Origin of the sequence: Pantoea sp. 22096, assembly GCF_052045955.1 — a bacterium.
Lineage (GTDB): Bacteria > Pseudomonadota > Gammaproteobacteria > Enterobacterales > Enterobacteriaceae > Pantoea > Pantoea alfalfae.
In genome coordinates this window covers 156,940-174,458 of the sequence record NZ_JBQEPW010000004.1, presented here as the reverse complement: position 1 = coordinate 174,458, position 17,519 = coordinate 156,940, and the positions used below count along the sequence as shown (strand labels likewise).

Sequence of the window (17,519 nt, the reverse complement as noted above, 5' to 3'; positions counted from 1 at the left end):
ACCAGTGTCAATTTTCGTAGAGGGCCTTCATGGCGACTTATTCTAGCAACGATTTCCGTCCCGGTCTTAAAATCATGTTCGAAGGCGAGCCGTATGCCATCGAATCCAGTGAGTTCGTTAAACCGGGTAAAGGTCAGGCATTCGCACGCGTTAAAATGCGTCGCCTGCTGACGGGTTCTCGCGTTGAGAAAACTTTTAAATCTACCGACTCCGCCGAAGGCGCAGATGTAGTAGATACCAACCTGAACTACCTGTACAACGACGGTGAGTTCTACCACTTCATGCACCCGGAAAGCTTTGAGCAGTTCCAGGTTGAAGAGAAGACGGTAAGCGATGCAGCAAAATGGCTGCAGGATAACGCTGAATGTATCGTTACGCTGTGGAACGGTCGTCCAATTGCCGTTCAGCCGCCGAACTTTATCGAAGCCGAAGTTATCGAAACCGATCCAGGCCTGAAAGGTGATACGGCGGGTACTGGCGGCAAGCCAGCCAAGCTGTCTACCGGCGCCGTGGTGAAAGTGCCATTGTTCGTTCAGGAAGGCGAAGTGGTCAAAGTTGACACCCGCTCTGGCGAATACGTGTCACGCGTAAAATAAGATTCGCAGGCGCATCTTCTGATGCGCCTTTTTCTTGTCTGAGAGAAAAAAATGATCAAGCTGGCAAAATTAATCGCATTCGCGTTGCTGGTCTCTTCTGCGCTTAGCGCCTGCAACACATTCCACGGTTTTGGCGAAGATGTCTCCCACTTAGGCGGTGCCATTTCGCGTGCGGCAAAATGACCTTAACTGATTGTCCTTTTTAGAGTCCCGCTAGCAGCAACTGCCTGAAATCCGGCTATGCTTAAAGCGCTGTACTTTACATCCATCAAAAAGGACATTGTTATGTTAAAGAAAAGTATTGCCGCAATCTTCTCTGTACTGGTGCTCTCTTCTCTGCTGACGGCGTGTAATACCACGCGTGGCGTCGGTGAAGATGTTGAAGCGGGTGGCCAGGCGATTCAGAACAGCACGAAGTAACCTGTTATTCCAACCGGTACGAAAGACTTTTCGTACCGGCTTGTCATATTCTGCACTATTTCTGTTTTACCCAGATTAACTCTTCGACCGGGAAACCATCCCGACGCGCCTGTTCAACCAGTTTCTCTTTCACGCCCGGCTCCAGTTGGGGTGTCCGTGACAGTATCCAGAGATAGTGGCGATTCGGGCCGCACACCAGCGCATAGCGATAGTCGGGATCCAGTGCGATAACGTTATAGCCGCCGTAGAAGGGGCCAAAGAAAGAGACTTTCAGTGACGCACGCTGGGGTTCACCAGTGAAGTAGGCTTTACCGACGCTCTCCTGCCAGCGCTGCTTTTTGACGTTATAGCCACGATTGATCACTTTCAGACCGCCATCTTCACGCGGGCTGTAGTTTGCCGTCACCTGCTCAAGGCCACGCTCAAAGGGGTGGTTAAGGCGGGCAATCTCATACCACTGACCGAGGTAGCGCTGGCTGTCAAAGTTATCAACGACCGTGACGTTCTTTGGCGGCGTGGTGCTACAGGCAACAGAGAGAAAAGCACTCAGGCTGGCAACAACTGTTTTCCATGGAGACATAGTGGGATTCCTTTGTGATTTAACCGCTTAAGTATAGAAGCCGAAACGCTGTTTTTGGCAGCACGGGCACGAGATTGTTTGCCGCAGGCATTGCAGGTAGACTTCCCCCCCTAATTTGTATCAGGAGTCATCACCATGAGCGAAACGGCAAGCTGGCAACCAAGCGCACCCATCGCCAATTTGTTAAAACGCGCCGCTATTTTAGCCGAAGTGCGTCGTTTCTTTGCCGATCGCGGCGTGCTGGAAGTCGATACGCCGGCGATGAGCCAGGCAACGATTACCGATATCCATCTGGTGCCGTTCCAGACGCGTTTTGTCGGGCCTGGTGCAGCGCAGGGTCGCGATCTCTGGCTGATGACCAGCCCGGAATATCATATGAAACGCCTGCTGGCGGCGGGCAGTGGCCCGATCTACCAGATGGCGCGCAGCTTCCGCAATGAAGAGGCGGGGCGTCACCACAACCCCGAATTTACCATGCTGGAGTGGTACCGGCCGCATTACGATATGTACCGTCTGATGAACGAAGTCGATGATCTGATGCAGCAGGTGCTGGAGTGTGACAGCGCCGAGTCGCTCTCTTATCAGCAGGCATTTATCCGCCATCTGGAGCTGGATCCGCTGTCAGCGGATAAAGCGCAGTTGCGAGAAGCTGCTGAAAAGCTGGGTGAAGGCGAGCTGGCGCGCGCAGAAGAGGATCGCGATACCTTGCTGATGCTGCTGTTTATGCTGGGTGTGGAACCAAAGATTGGTCAGGATAAACCCTGCTTCGTTTATCACTTCCCGGCCAGCCAGGCGGCACTGGCGGAGATCAGTACGGAAGATCACCGTGTGGCTGAACGTTTCGAGGTCTATTACAAGGGCATTGAGCTGGCGAACGGTTTCCGTGAACTGACCGACAGCCGTGAGCAGCGTCAGCGCTTTGAGCAGGATAACCGCCGCCGTGCGGCGCGCGGCCTGCCTGTGCATCCTATTGATACTTATCTGCTGGATGCGCTGGCGCATGGTATGCCAGCCTGTTCCGGGGTCGCGCTGGGTATTGATCGCCTGATCATGCTGGCGTTGAAAGCGGAGTCATTGAGTGAAGTGATCGCGTTTCCGGTGGATCGTTGCTAAAAGTCCGGATGAAAAGGGCAGGGATGGCCCATCTGACCGCAAAGGAATCCTGCATCCCTGCAGGTCGGCCTCGCCATCCTGACTCGGACGCTTTGCTCTTCAGATGGGCCACCCCTGCCCGTCAGGCTAAGGCATTGCTGATAGTCTAAAACCCCCGCCAATCAGCTGCTGCTGTCAGGAAACTCCTGAATGGTGACCGGCAGCGTCAGCTTCTGATCGTTTCGCAGCACCTGCACATCAATTACTGAACCCGGACGAATTTCTGCTACCTGATCCATGGTCTCCTGCGCGGAGATGGCTGGCTTGCCATTAACGCTGAGCAGCACATCGTTGGCCTGAATCCCGGCTTTATCCGCTGGCCCATCTGGCGTGACCACGCTGACAATAATGCCCTGAACCCGATCCAGATTGCTGCCCTGTCCATGCAGCGGCGGTAACTCACGCCCGGTAATGCCGATATAGCCGCGGATCACCCGGCCATCACGAATCAGCTTGTCCATGATTTTTGAGGCTAAGACGGTTGGAATGGCGAAGCCAATCCCTTCCGGGGTTTCACCATCATTGCTCTTATCAAACGTCAGGGTGTTAATGCCCATCAGCTCGCCGAGTGAGTTAATCAGCGCACCGCCGGAGTTACCCTGATTGATTGAGGCATCGGTCTGCAGGAAGTTCTGCCGGCCTGACGAACTCAGGCCTACGCGGCCTGTGGCGCTGATAATGCCCTGCGTTACCGTCTGACCGAGGTTATAGGGGTTACCGATTGCCATTACCACATCGCCGATATGCGGCTGCCGGTTGGGATTAATCGGGATAACAGGCAGGCCAGAAGCCGTAATCTTCAGTACGGCCAGATCGGTCATGCCATCGGAACCCACCAGCGTCGCTTCAAAGAAGCGGCCATCCTGCAATGCCACGATAATCTGATCGGCATTGTTGATCACATGCTTGTTGGTAAGGATGTAGCCTTTTGTATTCATGATCACCCCTGAGCCCAGGGTGGTGATGCCACGATTGTTGTTGCCGTGGGCGCTGCGGTTGTAAACGTTCACAACGGCAGGCACGGCGCGGCGCACCCCCTGATTGAAGCTAAAGGGCGTTTCGTCGGTAATATTGTCGTGGTTATAGAGGGCGTCGCTGCCCATACGCAGTGCAGGCAGTGCTGCGAGCAAAATACCCGCCACAATCAGGCCCAGCACCACGGCACGCAAAAGTTTAAGAAACATGGTGTTAAATCACGCCAGGGGAGATCGCAGGGGAGAATAACATGAGAGCGGCGGACACACACGCGCTTGTGTCCGCCGTAATGCGAGGTTTATCTCAACAACAGATAGATACTTTCATCGCCGCGCACCACATTCAGTGCCAGTACCGGCGGTTTTCCTTCCAGAATTTTACGCATTTCTGCAATCGTCTGAACACGATTGCGGTTAACGCCGATAATCACATCATCTTTCTGCAGGCCAACCTGTTCGGCTGGCGTACCTTTTTCGATGGTATCGACCTTCACGCCTTTATCACCGGTTTTGGTCTGTCCATCACTCAGGGTTGCGCCCTGAAGTGCAGGTGACATCAGCTGAGCGCTGGCGGTACTCTGGGCGCTCTGTTCCAGCGTGACGGTAACGGTTAGCGGCTTACCTTCGCGCAGCAGGCCAAGTTTAACCTGCTCGCCTGGCGGCGTGGTGCCCACTTTGACGCGTAACTCAGCGAAGCTGGTAATCGGCTTATCGTTGATCGACGTAATGATATCGCCTGACTTCACGCCCGCTTTCTGCGCGGCAGATTGCGGTAAGACTTCAGAGACAAAGGCGCCGCGCTGTGCATCGACATTGAATGCTTTAGCCATATCGGCTGTCATTTCAGTGCCTTTGATGCCGAGCTGACCGCGCTTCACTTCACCAAATTTAATCAGCTGCTGCGCGAGGTTCATCGCCATATCACTCGGGATAGCAAAGCCGATACCGATGTTACCGCCGCTTGAGGCCAGAATCGCAGTGTTGATACCGATCAGCTCACCGTTAAGGTTGACCAGCGCACCGCCTGAGTTGCCACGGTTGATCGCAGCATCGGTCTGAATAAAGTTTTCCAGTCCTTCCAGGTTCAGGCCGCTGCGGCCCAGCGCAGAAATAATCCCGGAGGTGGCGGTCTGCCCCAGACCAAACGGGTTACCGATCGCCACGGCGAAATCACCCACTTTCAGCTGGTCAGAGTCCGCGACTTTCACCTGCGTGAGGTTTTTAGCGCCCTGAATCTGAATCAGCGCGATATCGGTCTGCTCATCATGGCCGATTAGTTTGGCTTCATATTCGCTGCCGTCGCCAAGCTGTACGTTGATCTTATCCGCACCGTTGACCACGTGATTGTTGGTCAGCACGTAACCTTTCGCGGCATCAATGATGACGCCAGAACCTAAGCCTTCAAACGGCTGTGGCTGACTATTTCCGCCAGGCATCTGGCCGAAAAAACGCTTCAGGGGTTCAGGAATATCCTGAGCCTGTGCACCCGAATCAGTGCCTTCAACGTGAACACTGACCACGGCAGGTAACACTTTTTCCAGCATCGGTGCCAGACTTGGCAGCGGCTGGCCCGCAATTTGTGCTGGTAGCGTTGCCATCGCGTCTGGTGCGGCGGCAAGGCTCATCCCAATACTCAGGGCTAATGCGCTAAACAGGCGTGCTTGTTTTTTCATTGCTACAACGCTCTCGCTGCAAAAGGTGGGAAGAATTAATGAGTGTGACAGTCGTTTGCGGTCAGGGTTCGCAAAAACAGCGGGCGCAGACAGGCTGCGCCCCAAAAAGATTAGTCGCGGGCAGGGCGCTCGCCACGCAGTAAACCGGATGCGCCTTCAGAGTAGTCGCGCGGCATCTGCACCGGCACCTGATCGTTGTCCGCTTCAGCTTCAGTCAGCTGATAGGCAAACGGATTTTTCTGGCCAGGCAGATTTGGCAGCAGGTCATTCGAGCCTTTTGCCATATGCTGATAGAGCTGTCGATAGTCACGCGCCATGTTGTCCAGCAGCTCCGCACTCTGTGCGAAGTGGTTGGTCAGCTCTTCGCGATAATCAGCCAGCTCCGCTTTCGATTTTTCCAGCTCGTACTGCATGCTGCGCTGCTCACGCAGCTTTTTGTTGCCAAAACGCATGGCGACTGCGCCGACAATAATACCTACCACTAAACCAATTAGCCCGTATTCCCAGGTCATAATGACTCCCGTGTTTTTTCCATTGTTCCGTAGGGCGTTGCACCATTTCAATAATAGTCACTATACCCGTTAATCTTATGGATGTGGAACTCCGGAGCAGCATGGCTTAGTGTAGAACGGCCTTTTTTTCAGCAACCGTGGTATCAATCAGACACCATTCAGGGACTTTGAAACAATAATGCAAACCTCAACTCCGCTTGCACGCTATGAGCAGGCGCTGTCGCAGGGCGAATTCAGGCCCGATGACGTACAACGTGAAGCGATTACCCGTTTAGATGCGCTGCAGCAGGCGCTGGTTGCCCGGCAACAATCCGCCGCGCCTTCCTCATCCGGCCTGTTGGGGCGCCTCTCTAAATTGATTGGCAAAGAGAAAAACGAAACGGTACAACCGGTACGTGGGCTCTATATGTGGGGCGGTGTCGGTCGCGGTAAGACCTGGGTTATGGATCTCTTTTTTCAGTCTATTCCTGGCGATCGCAAACTGCGCCTGCACTTCCACCGCTTTATGCTGCGGGTGCACGAAGAACTGACACAGCTTCAGGGCCAGAGCGATCCTTTGCTGATCGTGGCGGACAAATTCAAAGCCGAAACCGACATCCTCTGTTTTGATGAGTTTTTTGTCTCCGATATCACCGATGCAATGCTGCTGGGCACGCTGATGGAAGCGCTGTTTGAACGCGGTATTGCGCTGGTCGCCACCTCGAACATTCCGCCGGACGATCTTTATCGCAATGGTTTGCAGCGTGCGCGCTTCCTGCCTGCTATTGAGCAGATAAAACGGCACTGTGATGTGATGAATGTGGATGCGGGTATCGACTACCGGTTACGCACGCTGACCTCCGCACATCTGTGGAACTTCCCGCTCAACGCAGAGACGCATGCCGAGATGGGCCGGATGTTCAAAGCACTGTCAGGCAGTCAGCCTGAAGCGGCACCGGTTCTGGAAATTAATCATCGCCAGATGCCGACGCTGGGCGTTAGCGAAGGCGTACTGGCGATTAATTTCACGACCCTGTGTGGAGAGGGCCGCAGCCAGCATGACTACATTGCGCTGTCGCGCCGTTTTCACAGCGTGCTGCTGTATGACGTGCCGGTGATGATTTATAAAACCGAAGATCAGGCGCGCCGTTTCCTGGCGCTGGTCGATGAGTTCTATGAACGTCATGTGAAGCTGGTGGTCGCGGCAGAAACGTCCCTGACCGAGATTTATCAGGGCACGCGACTGAAATTTGAATACCAGCGCTGTTTATCGCGACTTCAGGAGATGCAGAGCGAAGAGTATCTGCGTTTGCCACACCTGCCGTGAGAATAAACAGGATAAATACCGAAATAGGGTTCGATTTTTGTAACCGACTTCTCTATAATCTTGCGACCCCACGTTACAGCAAAGGATTTTTTTCCCAAATCCTCTGTGTTCCAGTAACTCTATCCGAAGGGGTGGCTTGCTGGTCAAAATGGTCGTGTGAGCCTCATTCGTTTACTTAAGCGTTTGGGATTTCACCAACGTGTAACTTAATTTGGGTAAGCTTTTCGATGAAAACTTTTACAGCTAAACCAGAAACCGTCCAACGTGACTGGTTTGTAGTTGACGCAACGGGCAAAACTTTGGGTCGCCTGGCGACTGAACTGGCGCGCCGTCTGCGTGGTAAGCATAAAGCGGAATATACTCCGCACGTTGATACGGGTGATTACATCATCGTTCTGAACGCAGAAAAAGTTGCTGTAACCGGCAACAAGCGTACTGACAAGATCTACTATCACCACACTGGTCACATCGGTGGTATCAAACAGGCGACCTTTGAAGAGATGATTGCTCGCCGTCCTGAGCGTGTGATTGAGATCGCGGTTAAAGGCATGCTGCCGAAGGGCCCGCTGGGTCGTGCTATGTACCGTAAACTGAAAGTTTACGCAGGCAACGAGCACACCCATGCGGCACAGCAACCGCAAGTTCTTGACATTTAATCGGGATTAAAGGCAATGGCTGAAACTCAAAACTACGGCACTGGTCGCCGCAAAAGCTCTACCGCTCGCGTATTCATTAAGCCGGGTAGCGGTAACATCGTAATTAACCAACGTTCTCTGGAACAGTACTTCGGTCGCGAAACTGCCCGCATGGTAGTTCGTCAGCCGCTTGAGCTGCTGGACCTGGTTGGTAAATTCGATCTCTATGTCACTGTTAAAGGTGGCGGTATTTCTGGTCAGGCTGGTGCGATCCGTCACGGTATCACCCGCGCTCTGATGGAATACGACGAATCACTGCGTGGCGAACTGCGTAAAGCAGGCTTCGTTACTCGTGATGCGCGTCAGGTTGAACGTAAGAAAGTCGGCCTGCGTAAAGCACGTCGTCGTCCTCAGTTCTCCAAGCGTTAATTGTTTGCAGCTCCGGCTGTGGCAATTGGCTCAAAAAACCCGCTTCGGCGGGTTTTTTATTTTCTGCCTTCCCACGACTTCCCGCGAAAACCGTAACGTCGCGCTCAATTTACCTGCAAAGATTCATTACTCGCCCACAAGCAGCCTAAAATCTGGTAAACTCTGTGTCACTTTGCGCCCGCAGGCCGGTGCGTTATGCGCCTTCCCACTGTCGGGGCGTCAGTATCTGTGACGCGGCTAACCAGGTTGCGTGCGAGTTCGATAAGCTGGTGAATCGCCGTGTGGTTGGCTATTCGCAGTATCTTTTTGTGAACAAACTTGGAGGTTTTCATGGCTGTCGCTGCCAACAAACGTTCGGTAATGACGCTGTTTTCTGGTCCTACTGACATTTTCAGCCATCAGGTACGTATTGTCCTGGCGGAGAAGGGTGTCAGCGTAGAGATCGAGCAGGTCGAAATGGATAACCTGCCGCAGGATCTGATTGACCTCAATCCGTATCGCACGGTACCAACGCTGGTAGATCGTGAGCTGACGCTGTATGAATCACGCATCATCATGGAATATCTGGATGAGCGCTTCCCGCATCCGCCACTGATGCCGGTTTATCCGGTTGCCCGTGGTGACAGCCGACTGATGATGCATCGCATCGAGCAGGACTGGTACAGCCTGATGCGGAAAGTCGAGAACAGCACGGGTCAGGAAGCCGAAGCCGCACGCAAGCAACTGCGTGAAGAGCTGCTGGCCATCGCGCCACTGTTTGGCCGTACGCCTTACTTCATGAGCGAAGAGTTCAGTCTGGTCGATTGCTACCTGGCGCCGCTGTTATGGCGTCTGCCGTCAATGGGCATCGATCTGATCGGCTCGGGTTCAAAAGAGCTGAAAGGTTACATGAACCGTGTATTTGAGCGTGACTCTTTCCTTGCTTCATTGACTGAAGCTGAACGTGAAATGCGCCTGCAAGCCCGGGCTTAACGTATGGAAATGTCGCAACTTACTGCACGTCGTCCCTATCTGCTGCGCGCCTTCTATGACTGGTTGCTCGACAACCAGCTGACGCCGCATCTGGTGGTCGACATTAATCTGCCGGGTGTGCAGGTGCCGCTGGAGTATGCGCGTGATGGTCAGATTGTCCTGAACATTGCGCCACGTGCTGTCGGTAACCTCGACCTGGCCAATGATCAGGTGTCGTTCAACGCCCGCTTTGGTGGCGTTCCTCGCCAGGTTAACGTGCCGATGGCGGCGATTCTGGCGATCTATGCACGTGAAAACGGTGCCGGAACGATGTTTGAACCGGAACCAGCCTATGAGCTGGGAATGCAGGAAGCGTCAGAGGGTCAGGAAGAGACTATGATGTCCGTGATTGATGGCGACCGTCCTGACGATGCCAGCGATGACGAGACGCCGCCTGATGACGATCCACCACCACGTGGCGGACGGCCTTCACTGCGCGTCGTGAAATAGCCGTGACATAATCGTGAATACCCGTCCATGCGACGGGTATTTTTTTGCCTGTCAGCCATAAAAAAATCCGGCTGCCTGCGCAAGCCGGATTTTTATCAGCAGACCTTCGCGATCAGTAAACGTCGCGCAGGTAGCGTTTCTCTTTCTTCAGCTGATCGACATAGTCCGCAGCACGCTCGGTAGAGAGACCACCAAACTGACGAACCACTTCATACAGCGCATTATCCACATCCTTCGCCATACGTGAGGCATCACCACAGACGTAGAAGTACGCTCCTTCCTGCAGCCATGCATAAAGCTCTGCGCCCTGTTCCAGCATCCGGCTCTGTACGTAGATCTTCTTCTCCTGATCACGCGAGAACGCCAGATCCAGACGGGTCAGCAAGCCGTTATCCCGCCAGGCCAGCAGCTCATCCTGATAGATAAAATCATGTTCCTGATGCTGATCGCCGAAGAACAGCCAGTTTTTGCCCTGCGCGCCGGTTGCCTGGCGCTCCTGCAGGAAGGCACGGAATGGGGCGATACCAGTACCCGGTCCCACCATGATCAACGGTGCGCTGTTATTGGCAGGGACGCGGAATGCTTTATTGGGTGAGATAAAGATGGCGGGCTTCTCACCACGACGCACGCGCTCGGCCAGATAGGTCGAGCAGACGCCACCGCGATTACGGCCGCCACTGTGATAACGCACCGAGGCAACGGTCAGATGTACCTGGTTAGGGTGTGCTTTAGAACTGGATGAAATAGAGTAAGCACGATGCTGCAGCGGGCGCAGCAGGGCAACAAACTCAGGCACCGCCAGCGTGCGTGTCAGCTCAAGCTGCAGCAGGTCGAGGGTATCTTTGCCCCACAGCCAGACGCCCAGTGCATCTTTATCATCATGCTGTAAGACATGACGCAGTTCCTGATTGGTCGTGTTCTGCCCAACCCATTCGATTAACTTGCGTGACGGCTCAGAGATTTCAAACTGATAGGTCAGCAGGTCGCCGAGGCTGCGGTCAAAGCCAGGTACTGGTGTCTGGTAATCAGCATTAAGCTGCGTCAGCAGCAGGCTGACCAGTGACGGCTCGTTGACCGGAATCACGCCCAGCGCATCGCCCGCTTCATACTTCAGGCCGCTGTCCGACAGGTCGAATTCGAAATGACGAATATCTTTGGCTGACTGCTCGCCTGACAAACGCTTGTTGGTGATCAGCGCGGCGGCATACGGATTCGATTTGTTACTGCCTGGGATGACTGGCGCTTCAGGCGCGCTCTCCAGCACAGTGCCGCTGCTGCCTGCGCTGGCGGCAAACTGTGGCATTGAGCTGCTCAGCCACTCGCTGGAAGGTTCTTCGTAGTCGATATCACAATCGATACGATCAACCACGCGTTTCGCACCCAACTGCTCAAGGCGCATATCAATGAACTTGCCTGCCTGACAGAAGCCATCGTAGCCGGTATCGCCAATCGCCAGTACGGCGAAATGCATCTGCTCCAGACGCGGTGCGGTACTGGCAGAGATCGCATCCCAGAACAGCTGTGCGTTGTCCGGCATCTCACCTTCACCATAGGTCGAGGTGACGATCAGCACATGACGCATGGTGGCAAACACGTCGAGATCGACATCGCCCAGCGCCTGCACCACCGGCACCAGGCCTTTCGCACGGGCAGATTTTGCAGCAGTCTGCGCCAGCGCTTCGGCATTGCCGGTCTGGGAGCCGTAAAGAATATGCAATTGCGTGGTCGCGGCTGCGCCTGTACCCGCGGCAGGTTGCTGCTTGTCTTCTAATACCAGCAAACGGGAGTGAAGCCCCGCGAGAAAGCCAGCCAGCCAGTACTTCTGATCGCCATTAAAAGGTGCATCTTCTGGAATATAAGGAATTTTCATGGGTACTTTTACTCAATCCCGTTCTCGCCCGATATCAGTGGCGTTCTCCGGTCTGAAAGCGGTTCCGCCTCCCCGCGCCGCAGCGTGTGCAGCATGGGAAAGCGGTTCAGCCTCTGTCCGGTACAACGATTAATCCGGGCAATGATCAATTAATAATATTCAGTTCAGCCTGATCAGTTTCACTGTCAGGAGAGTTTACCCACCGCAGCGGCGATTTCCGGCAATGCCGCACGTGCAAACAGCTCTTCAAAGTCAGGCAGGTGGCCCAGCACTTCCCGGTTACAGGCATCCTGATACATGATCCAGCCGTAGGTCGCCAGACTGTCCATGGAGCGGATGTTACGTTGCGTCAGCGCCGCTTTGTAATCTGACATGCGTTTGGTACCGATCAGACTCGCCAGTTCATCATCGCTGTAACTTTCGATGGCCGAACGGGCATGACGCTGCAGCTTGCTCACCAGCGAAAAGTCTTCAGTCATCAGCAGATTACGCACCGCTTTTTCCACCGCCGCATCTTCAACAGGTGTACCTTTCGGCAACTTTGCCAGTGCCAGCTGCTGGGCAAAACTCAGCACGGTGTAGTTGTTCAGCAGGACAAACATCTCCTGCGTATCGGTTGCGCCATAAGCCGGGACGGCACCGTTGGCGATGGTTTTACCCTGACGCCACGCGGCTTTGAATTTCGCTACCTGATGGCCTGCCAGTGCTGTCGACAGCTCTTCGAGCAGATCTTTACGGCTCTTGGCTTTGAGGATCTCGCCGCCATCCTGATAGAGCAGCAGCGAGCGCGGCATCACGTAAACAAAATGGTGACACTCGGTTTCCCAGTTCTCCAGCAGCCAGGCGGCACGCGGCGATTTGGTCGCTTCCAGATGCCAGTTCAGCATGGTCAGCACTGCCTGCTTGTGCACCTGCGCCATCTCATCCTGATCGGCAATCGAGCCGAACCGCACTGAATCACCGGCAGCGTGACTGGCCAGCGATCCATACGGATCGTACTGGTAAGCAAAGCCGCCGCTCATGCCGTTGCCAAATCCTTTACCAAAGGTGCCCAGGTTAAGAATGGCACCGTTAGTCATGTATTCGCAGCAGAAGTCACCGACGCCTTCAACCACGGCCGTTGCGCCTGAGTTACGCACCGCGAAGCGATCACCAGCCTGACCCTGCACGAATAGACGTCCGCCAGTTGCGCCGAACAGCGCAAAGTTACCAATCAGCACGTTGCCGTCGCCATCCTGCGCGCCGCCGCCCGGTGACATGACAATCAGCTCACCGCCACACTGTCCCTTGCCGACGCCATCATTACAGGTGCCGTAGTGGGCCAGCTGCATGCCATCGTTGCAGAACGCGCCAAATGACTGACCAGCAGAACCGGTGGTGGAAATTTTTACGCTCTCAGGGGCCAGATAACGGCGGCCGCGATCGTCGGTCATCACCGCAGGCATCGCCTGCAACTGCGCCGCACTCAGTTCATGGTTCAGCATGCGTTCAATGTCGATCGCTAACTGGCCGCCCACACTTTTGTTGCGGTTGTTCAGCACGATGCCGTTGCCCAGTGCGACGTCGGTATTGCCCTGATCGACCAGTGCTGATTTCAGCTGCTCAACCCAGCCGTCATCCAGCTCAAAATCTTTTTCCAGATAAACCGGCTTGTCGATTTTCAGCTCAGGTACCACGGTCAGCATGGCGCGTAAGTCGAGTTTGCCGACTTCCAGTGGATGATCCATCAGGTGCAGCAGGTCAGAGCGACCTCGAGCCTCACGCAGGGAACGCAGGCCCATGCGAGCCAGAATCTCACGCACTTCATGTGCCACATTGAGGAAGTACTGTGCCAGCTGACGCGGATCGCCATCAAAGGCTTCGGCATTAGTGGTTAAACCAGCAGGGCACTTAACGTTGCAGTTTTTCGCCATCACGCATTTCAGCATCATCAGCGCCGTCGTACCGAACTCAAAACTGTCACCGCCCAGCAGAGCAGATTTCACCACGTCGCTGCCGGTCTGCTGCGCGCCAGAGCAGCGCAGCTGCACTTTATCGCGCAGGCCGTTGGCGCATAGCGCCTGATGGACTTCAGCGATGCCGATTTCCGCCACGCGTCCGGTATATTTCAGGCTGGTCACCGAGGCAGCGCCGGTACCGCCGGTGTTTCCCGCGACGTTAATCACGTCTGCACCGGCTTTAGCTACGCCAACCGCGATGGTGCCGATCCCTTCAGAGGAGACCAGTTTGACGATAACGCGTACCCGCGCCGCTTTGCAGTCGTGGATCAGCTGCGCCAGATCTTCGATGGAGTAGGTATCGTGATGCGGCGGCGGCGAGACCAGTTCAACGCCAGGCGTACCGCCACGGGCCGCAGCAATCTCGACGGTCACTTTGGCCGCCGGTAACTGACCACCTTCGCCAGGTTTCGCACCCTGACCAATTTTAATCTCCAGCTCTTCCAGCATCGGATCCGCCAGATAGGCAGCCCAGACGCCGAAACGACCCGAAGCCAGCTGTTTGATACGGGAGGCACGGATGGTACCGTGACGGGAATAATGCTCGCCGCCTTCACCGCAGTTACTCATGCCGCCGACCATGTTGGTGCCGTGTGCGACCGCTTCATGAGCCGGAGCGACCAGTGCACCATGGCTCATTGCCCCGGAAGCAAAGGTACGGGTAATTTCACAGGCTGGCTGCACTTCACTTAGCGGCAGTGAGGGCAGGGTAGTAAAAATACGTGACAGATAATCTGCCGCTTTACCGTACGCCGTCACTTTCAGACCGCCAGTGACCACGTCGCTGCTCTCGATATCGTCGCCGAAGCGGGATTTCAGGGCGCGGGACAGGTTCTGCAAACGTTCACTCTCTGGCTTCAGCCCCTCAATCGCATCGGTCAGACGCAGCATAAAGTGATTCAGGCTGCCATCTACCGCTTCACACTCCATGCCGCGAATAGCAAAGCCGTTGTTGGTCAGTGAGTAGCGCCCAAGCTTACGGCGGAACTCCGCTTCGCTGTCGATGTGGGTCAGGTCAGCCGGGAAGGTCAGGATGTCGCGCAGGGCCGCCGGGCGACGTTTACGCTCTTCATACATCAGACTTGAGAACTGGCGGTAATCGGCCGTAATCGCAAAGTTGTTGATCACGTCATCCGGAATGCGCTCGAAGCTGCTGTCCTTAAACGTCTCTGGCTTGATGCCAAAGGCGTTATCCAGTTTTGCCAGCGTCATCAGACGGATGAAGTTGTCCTCTTCGCGCGCTTTGTCGGCAAAGCGAATCGGCTCTTCAGTCATGTCGATGAAGGTGCGCACGGCGATGGTACCGTAGGAGTGACCGGCGCCTTCGGCACGCTCTTTGAACAGGCCCAGCAACGGCACTTCAGACTCGCCCTGAATCTTCAGCGCGCTCTGATGCCAGTCAACGGCCATTGCCGCGATGGCTGCAAAGCCTGCGCCACCCACCGGGGTTTTGATATTCGGGAAATACTTTTTCAGCACCGGATCATCAGTGTTGAGGAAGTTAGGCTCAAAGAATTCACCGCTGCTGTAACTCTCAACGGTACAGAGACCGACTTTGCCCATGGTTTTCATCAGGGCTTTTTCAGCGGCTTTGGCATAGCGCTTAAAGGCTTTGTTACCTTCTTCACCTTCACCAAATTTCTCCTCTGCACGCATCTGTACACCCAGTGGATAGATAGCGGAAGCTCCGAAGCCGAGGGTGGCAGCTATGTGATGCGAGGAGATGCTCTGGCCGCTTTCCACCACCAGAGAAACATCCAGACGCAGACCTTCCTGCACCAGGCGCTGGTTGATGGCAGAAACCACCAGCAGCATCGGGATTGCGGCGTGCGTTGACGAGATGTGACGATCGGTAAGCACGGCGATGCCACCCTGTGCACGGGCAAAATCCACTACCTGTTGCGCCAGGTCATCAATCGCTTTTTCCAGCGCATTGGCGTTCGCGGTGGTGCTCAGCAGATCTTTGCCGATTACCGGCTCATAGAGCATTTCAAAGCGCGCATAAGGGGCGATGGTCTGCTCGCGCAAACGCAGCATATCAAGATGGCTGAGGATGGGGGTCGGTACCACAATCTGACGCCCCTTGCTGCGGCCCAGATGGGGTTTCGCACCCAGCGCGACACGCAGCGTCATGCCATCCACTTCGCGGATTGAGTCCAGCGGTGGGTTGGTAACCTGAGCAAAGCGCTGAGAGAAGTAGTGCGCCATGCCGCCTTCATGATCGGATAAACCGTTAATGGCGTTACCGTAACCCATCGCGGAGATTTTCTCTGCGCCGGTATTCAGCATCGGGTCCATCATGAACTTGAAGCTTTCCTGGTTGTAGTAGTAAGCCACAAAGCGCTGATAGGTTTTCAGATCGCCGCGATAACGAAGTGGTGAACCCTGCTGTTCAGCCGGGATCTCAGGCAGATCGTCAAGACCGACGCGGGCTTCACGCAGCAGCGCCGAATAATCTTTCTCTGCAGCCAGTTTTTCCAGCGCCTGCAGCGTGGTGTAGCTGCGTTTTTCACGATGATCGAAATAGAGCATGCCGCCTGCTTCGATACGGCCACGACGCAACACGCTTTCCGGTGGGAAGGCGATCTGGCCGGCTTCTGACATCGCCCCAATATACTCCGCCGTTTCAACTGAACGCAGTGGACGCAGGCCAAGACGGTCAAGGCGGGCACCAATTACTTCGCCGTTGCCGAAGATTAATGCCGCCGGCCCGTCGTTTTTCTCTTCATAAAGAGAGAAATACTCCAGCATGTCACGCACTTCTGCTGGCAGTGAACTGTCGTTTTCCCAGGCGGGCGGCATCATTGAAACCACGGCGGTGATGAGATCGAGATTATCTTCCATCAGACGGCTGTGGATACTCTGATCCAGACGTGAGCTGTCGGACTGACCTTTCGGCCGCACGATTTTCTTGCCACGGGCCAGTGCCAGCGCGGACTCAGCGATGCGGTTTTTACGGTCCGTGTTCAGCTCACCGTTATGTGCCATCAGGCGAAACGGCTGGGCCATCGTGGTATGCGGATCGGTGTTGGTGGAGAAGCGGGTATGGAAAAACAGCCCGCGCACCTGATGATCAGGATCGGTCAGATCTTTGAAGTAGGGGATCACTTCATTGGAGTTCAGACGAGCTTTAAACACCTGGGTACGCGACGACAGCGACAGCGGATAGAGGCCACCAAATTCACTTTCGGTAAACGCGCGGGCTTCAATCGTTAACAGGGCGCGGTAGATGCGTTGTTCGAAGTCGTTCTGGTCAACCACGTCCTGTGGCGCAGTGAAAATCCACTGCAGAATCGGTAACTGAAACTGTACGGCGGCCGGACGGGTCACGCTGCTGTCGAGCGGCATGTCACGCTTCATGATCACCGGCAGGCCAAAGCTGCTGAGTGTCTCATCTACCAGACGTTCAGCATTCGCGCGCAGCGCAGCATCTTTCGGCACAAAGAAGTTGCCGACGCCAAAGCGGCCTGCTTCCAGCGGCTGGCCGGTAATCTTGCGGAAGAAGTGCAGGGAAAGGTCAACGTTGACCCCCGCGCCGTCGCCAACGCCTTCCGCTGACATACCGCCGCGGTGAGGTACCGTGCACAGGGCGCTATGCGCCATCTGCAGAATTTCGTGGGTCTGCTCGCCGTCCTTGCGCGTAATGAAACCTACACCACAGCTGTCACTGCCTGCTGTCGGATCATACAAGCCATAGGATTGAGGTTTTTTAGTGGACATTGAGGGTCTCCTTAACTGCTTTGACATTACCTGCACTGTTTCAGGGTCTGAGCGCAACGAGCGCTATCATTTCATCGCCATGCTCTGTCGAGCGCGCGTCATAGCCCTGAGCATTTCTCTCCAGACATCGATAAAACGTCCTTAATTGAGCTGCTCTCTGATTTCCGGTCTCTTAAAGGAGATGACTTAAACCG

Annotated in this window: 15 protein-coding genes; 9 read left to right on the top strand and 6 right to left on the bottom strand. The window is 55.0% G+C overall.

Features of this window, described 5'->3' with window-relative positions; translation table 11 throughout:
* The first annotated feature begins 29 nt into the window (after positions 1-29).
* The 3 genes from efp to ACTJKZ_RS15455 all read left to right on the top strand — a co-directional run bounded on the left by efp (position 30) and on the right by ACTJKZ_RS15455 (position 1,016).
* Positions 30-596: an elongation factor P gene (gene efp, locus ACTJKZ_RS15465; protein WP_010251979.1), complete on the top strand. Its 567-nt coding sequence runs from the start codon at positions 30-32 to the stop codon at positions 594-596.
* Positions 597-647: 51 nt separating this feature from the next.
* Positions 648-779: an entericidin A/B family lipoprotein gene (locus ACTJKZ_RS15460; RefSeq protein ID WP_003848306.1), complete on the top strand. Its 132-nt coding sequence runs from the start codon at positions 648-650 to the stop codon at positions 777-779.
* 102 nt (positions 780-881) lie between these two features.
* A complete protein-coding gene (locus ACTJKZ_RS15455) occupies positions 882-1,016 on the top strand; it encodes an entericidin A/B family lipoprotein (RefSeq protein WP_003848302.1) in 135 nt (44 codons plus the stop codon).
* 55 nt (positions 1,017-1,071) lie between these two features.
* Here ACTJKZ_RS15455 and ACTJKZ_RS15450 read toward each other — a convergent pair whose 3' ends face one another.
* Positions 1,072-1,596 (bottom strand): lipocalin family protein, encoded by a 525-nt coding sequence (locus ACTJKZ_RS15450; protein ID WP_061061424.1) that lies wholly within the window; start codon positions 1,594-1,596, stop codon positions 1,072-1,074.
* Positions 1,597-1,731: 135 nt separating this feature from the next.
* On the opposite strand from ACTJKZ_RS15450, the gene epmA reads away from it, so the two are divergent.
* Complete coding sequence (gene epmA / locus ACTJKZ_RS15445) at positions 1,732-2,709, top strand: elongation factor P--(R)-beta-lysine ligase (RefSeq protein ID WP_161731772.1); 978 nt, start codon at positions 1,732-1,734, stop codon at positions 2,707-2,709.
* Between the two features lie 161 nt (positions 2,710-2,870).
* On the opposite strand, the gene degS is transcribed toward epmA, so the two are convergent.
* The 3 genes from degS to zapG all read right to left on the bottom strand — a co-directional run bounded on the left by degS (position 2,871) and on the right by zapG (position 5,907).
* On the bottom strand, positions 2,871-3,932 hold the full coding sequence (gene degS, locus ACTJKZ_RS15440) for an outer membrane-stress sensor serine endopeptidase DegS (RefSeq protein ID WP_161731774.1): 1,062 nt from the start codon (positions 3,930-3,932) through the stop codon (positions 2,871-2,873).
* An 89-nt stretch (positions 3,933-4,021) separates the two neighbouring features.
* The gene (gene degQ, locus ACTJKZ_RS15435; protein ID WP_010251960.1) at positions 4,022-5,395 is read right to left on the bottom strand and encodes a serine endoprotease DegQ; all 1,374 of its coding nucleotides are present in this window, start codon (positions 5,393-5,395) and stop codon (positions 4,022-4,024) included.
* A 110-nt stretch (positions 5,396-5,505) separates the two neighbouring features.
* The gene (zapG, locus tag ACTJKZ_RS15430) at positions 5,506-5,907 is read right to left on the bottom strand and encodes a Z-ring associated protein ZapG (protein WP_003848291.1); all 402 of its coding nucleotides are present in this window, start codon (positions 5,905-5,907) and stop codon (positions 5,506-5,508) included.
* Positions 5,908-6,085: 178 nt separating this feature from the next.
* On the opposite strand from zapG, the gene zapE reads away from it, so the two are divergent.
* The 5 genes from zapE (at position 6,086) to sspB (ending at position 9,738) form a co-directional block, all read left to right on the top strand.
* Entirely contained in the window at positions 6,086-7,213 is a 1,128-nt protein-coding gene (gene zapE, locus ACTJKZ_RS15425; RefSeq protein WP_161731776.1) for a cell division protein ZapE, read from the top strand.
* Positions 7,214-7,440: 227 nt separating this feature from the next.
* Positions 7,441-7,869 (top strand): 50S ribosomal protein L13, encoded by a 429-nt coding sequence (gene rplM, locus ACTJKZ_RS15420; RefSeq protein ID WP_008925400.1) that lies wholly within the window; start codon positions 7,441-7,443, stop codon positions 7,867-7,869.
* A gap of 15 nt (positions 7,870-7,884) precedes the next feature.
* Entirely contained in the window at positions 7,885-8,277 is a 393-nt protein-coding gene (rpsI, locus tag ACTJKZ_RS15415) for a 30S ribosomal protein S9 (RefSeq protein WP_008925401.1), read from the top strand.
* 330 nt (positions 8,278-8,607) lie between these two features.
* On the top strand, positions 8,608-9,249 hold the full coding sequence (gene sspA / locus ACTJKZ_RS15410; protein WP_003851135.1) for a stringent starvation protein SspA: 642 nt from the start codon (positions 8,608-8,610) through the stop codon (positions 9,247-9,249).
* A 3-nt stretch (positions 9,250-9,252) separates the two neighbouring features.
* The gene (sspB, locus tag ACTJKZ_RS15405; protein WP_013359871.1) at positions 9,253-9,738 is read left to right on the top strand and encodes a ClpXP protease specificity-enhancing factor; all 486 of its coding nucleotides are present in this window, start codon (positions 9,253-9,255) and stop codon (positions 9,736-9,738) included.
* A gap of 112 nt (positions 9,739-9,850) precedes the next feature.
* Here sspB and ACTJKZ_RS15400 read toward each other — a convergent pair whose 3' ends face one another.
* Together ACTJKZ_RS15400 and ACTJKZ_RS15395 are read right to left on the bottom strand one after the other, a co-directional pair.
* Positions 9,851-11,608: a sulfite reductase subunit alpha gene (locus ACTJKZ_RS15400; protein WP_440829807.1), complete on the bottom strand. Its 1,758-nt coding sequence runs from the start codon at positions 11,606-11,608 to the stop codon at positions 9,851-9,853.
* 185 nt (positions 11,609-11,793) lie between these two features.
* A complete protein-coding gene (locus ACTJKZ_RS15395; RefSeq protein WP_253420820.1) occupies positions 11,794-17,325 on the bottom strand; it encodes a glutamate synthase-related protein in 5,532 nt (1,843 codons plus the stop codon).
* Positions 17,326-17,519: the final 194 nt, after the last annotated feature.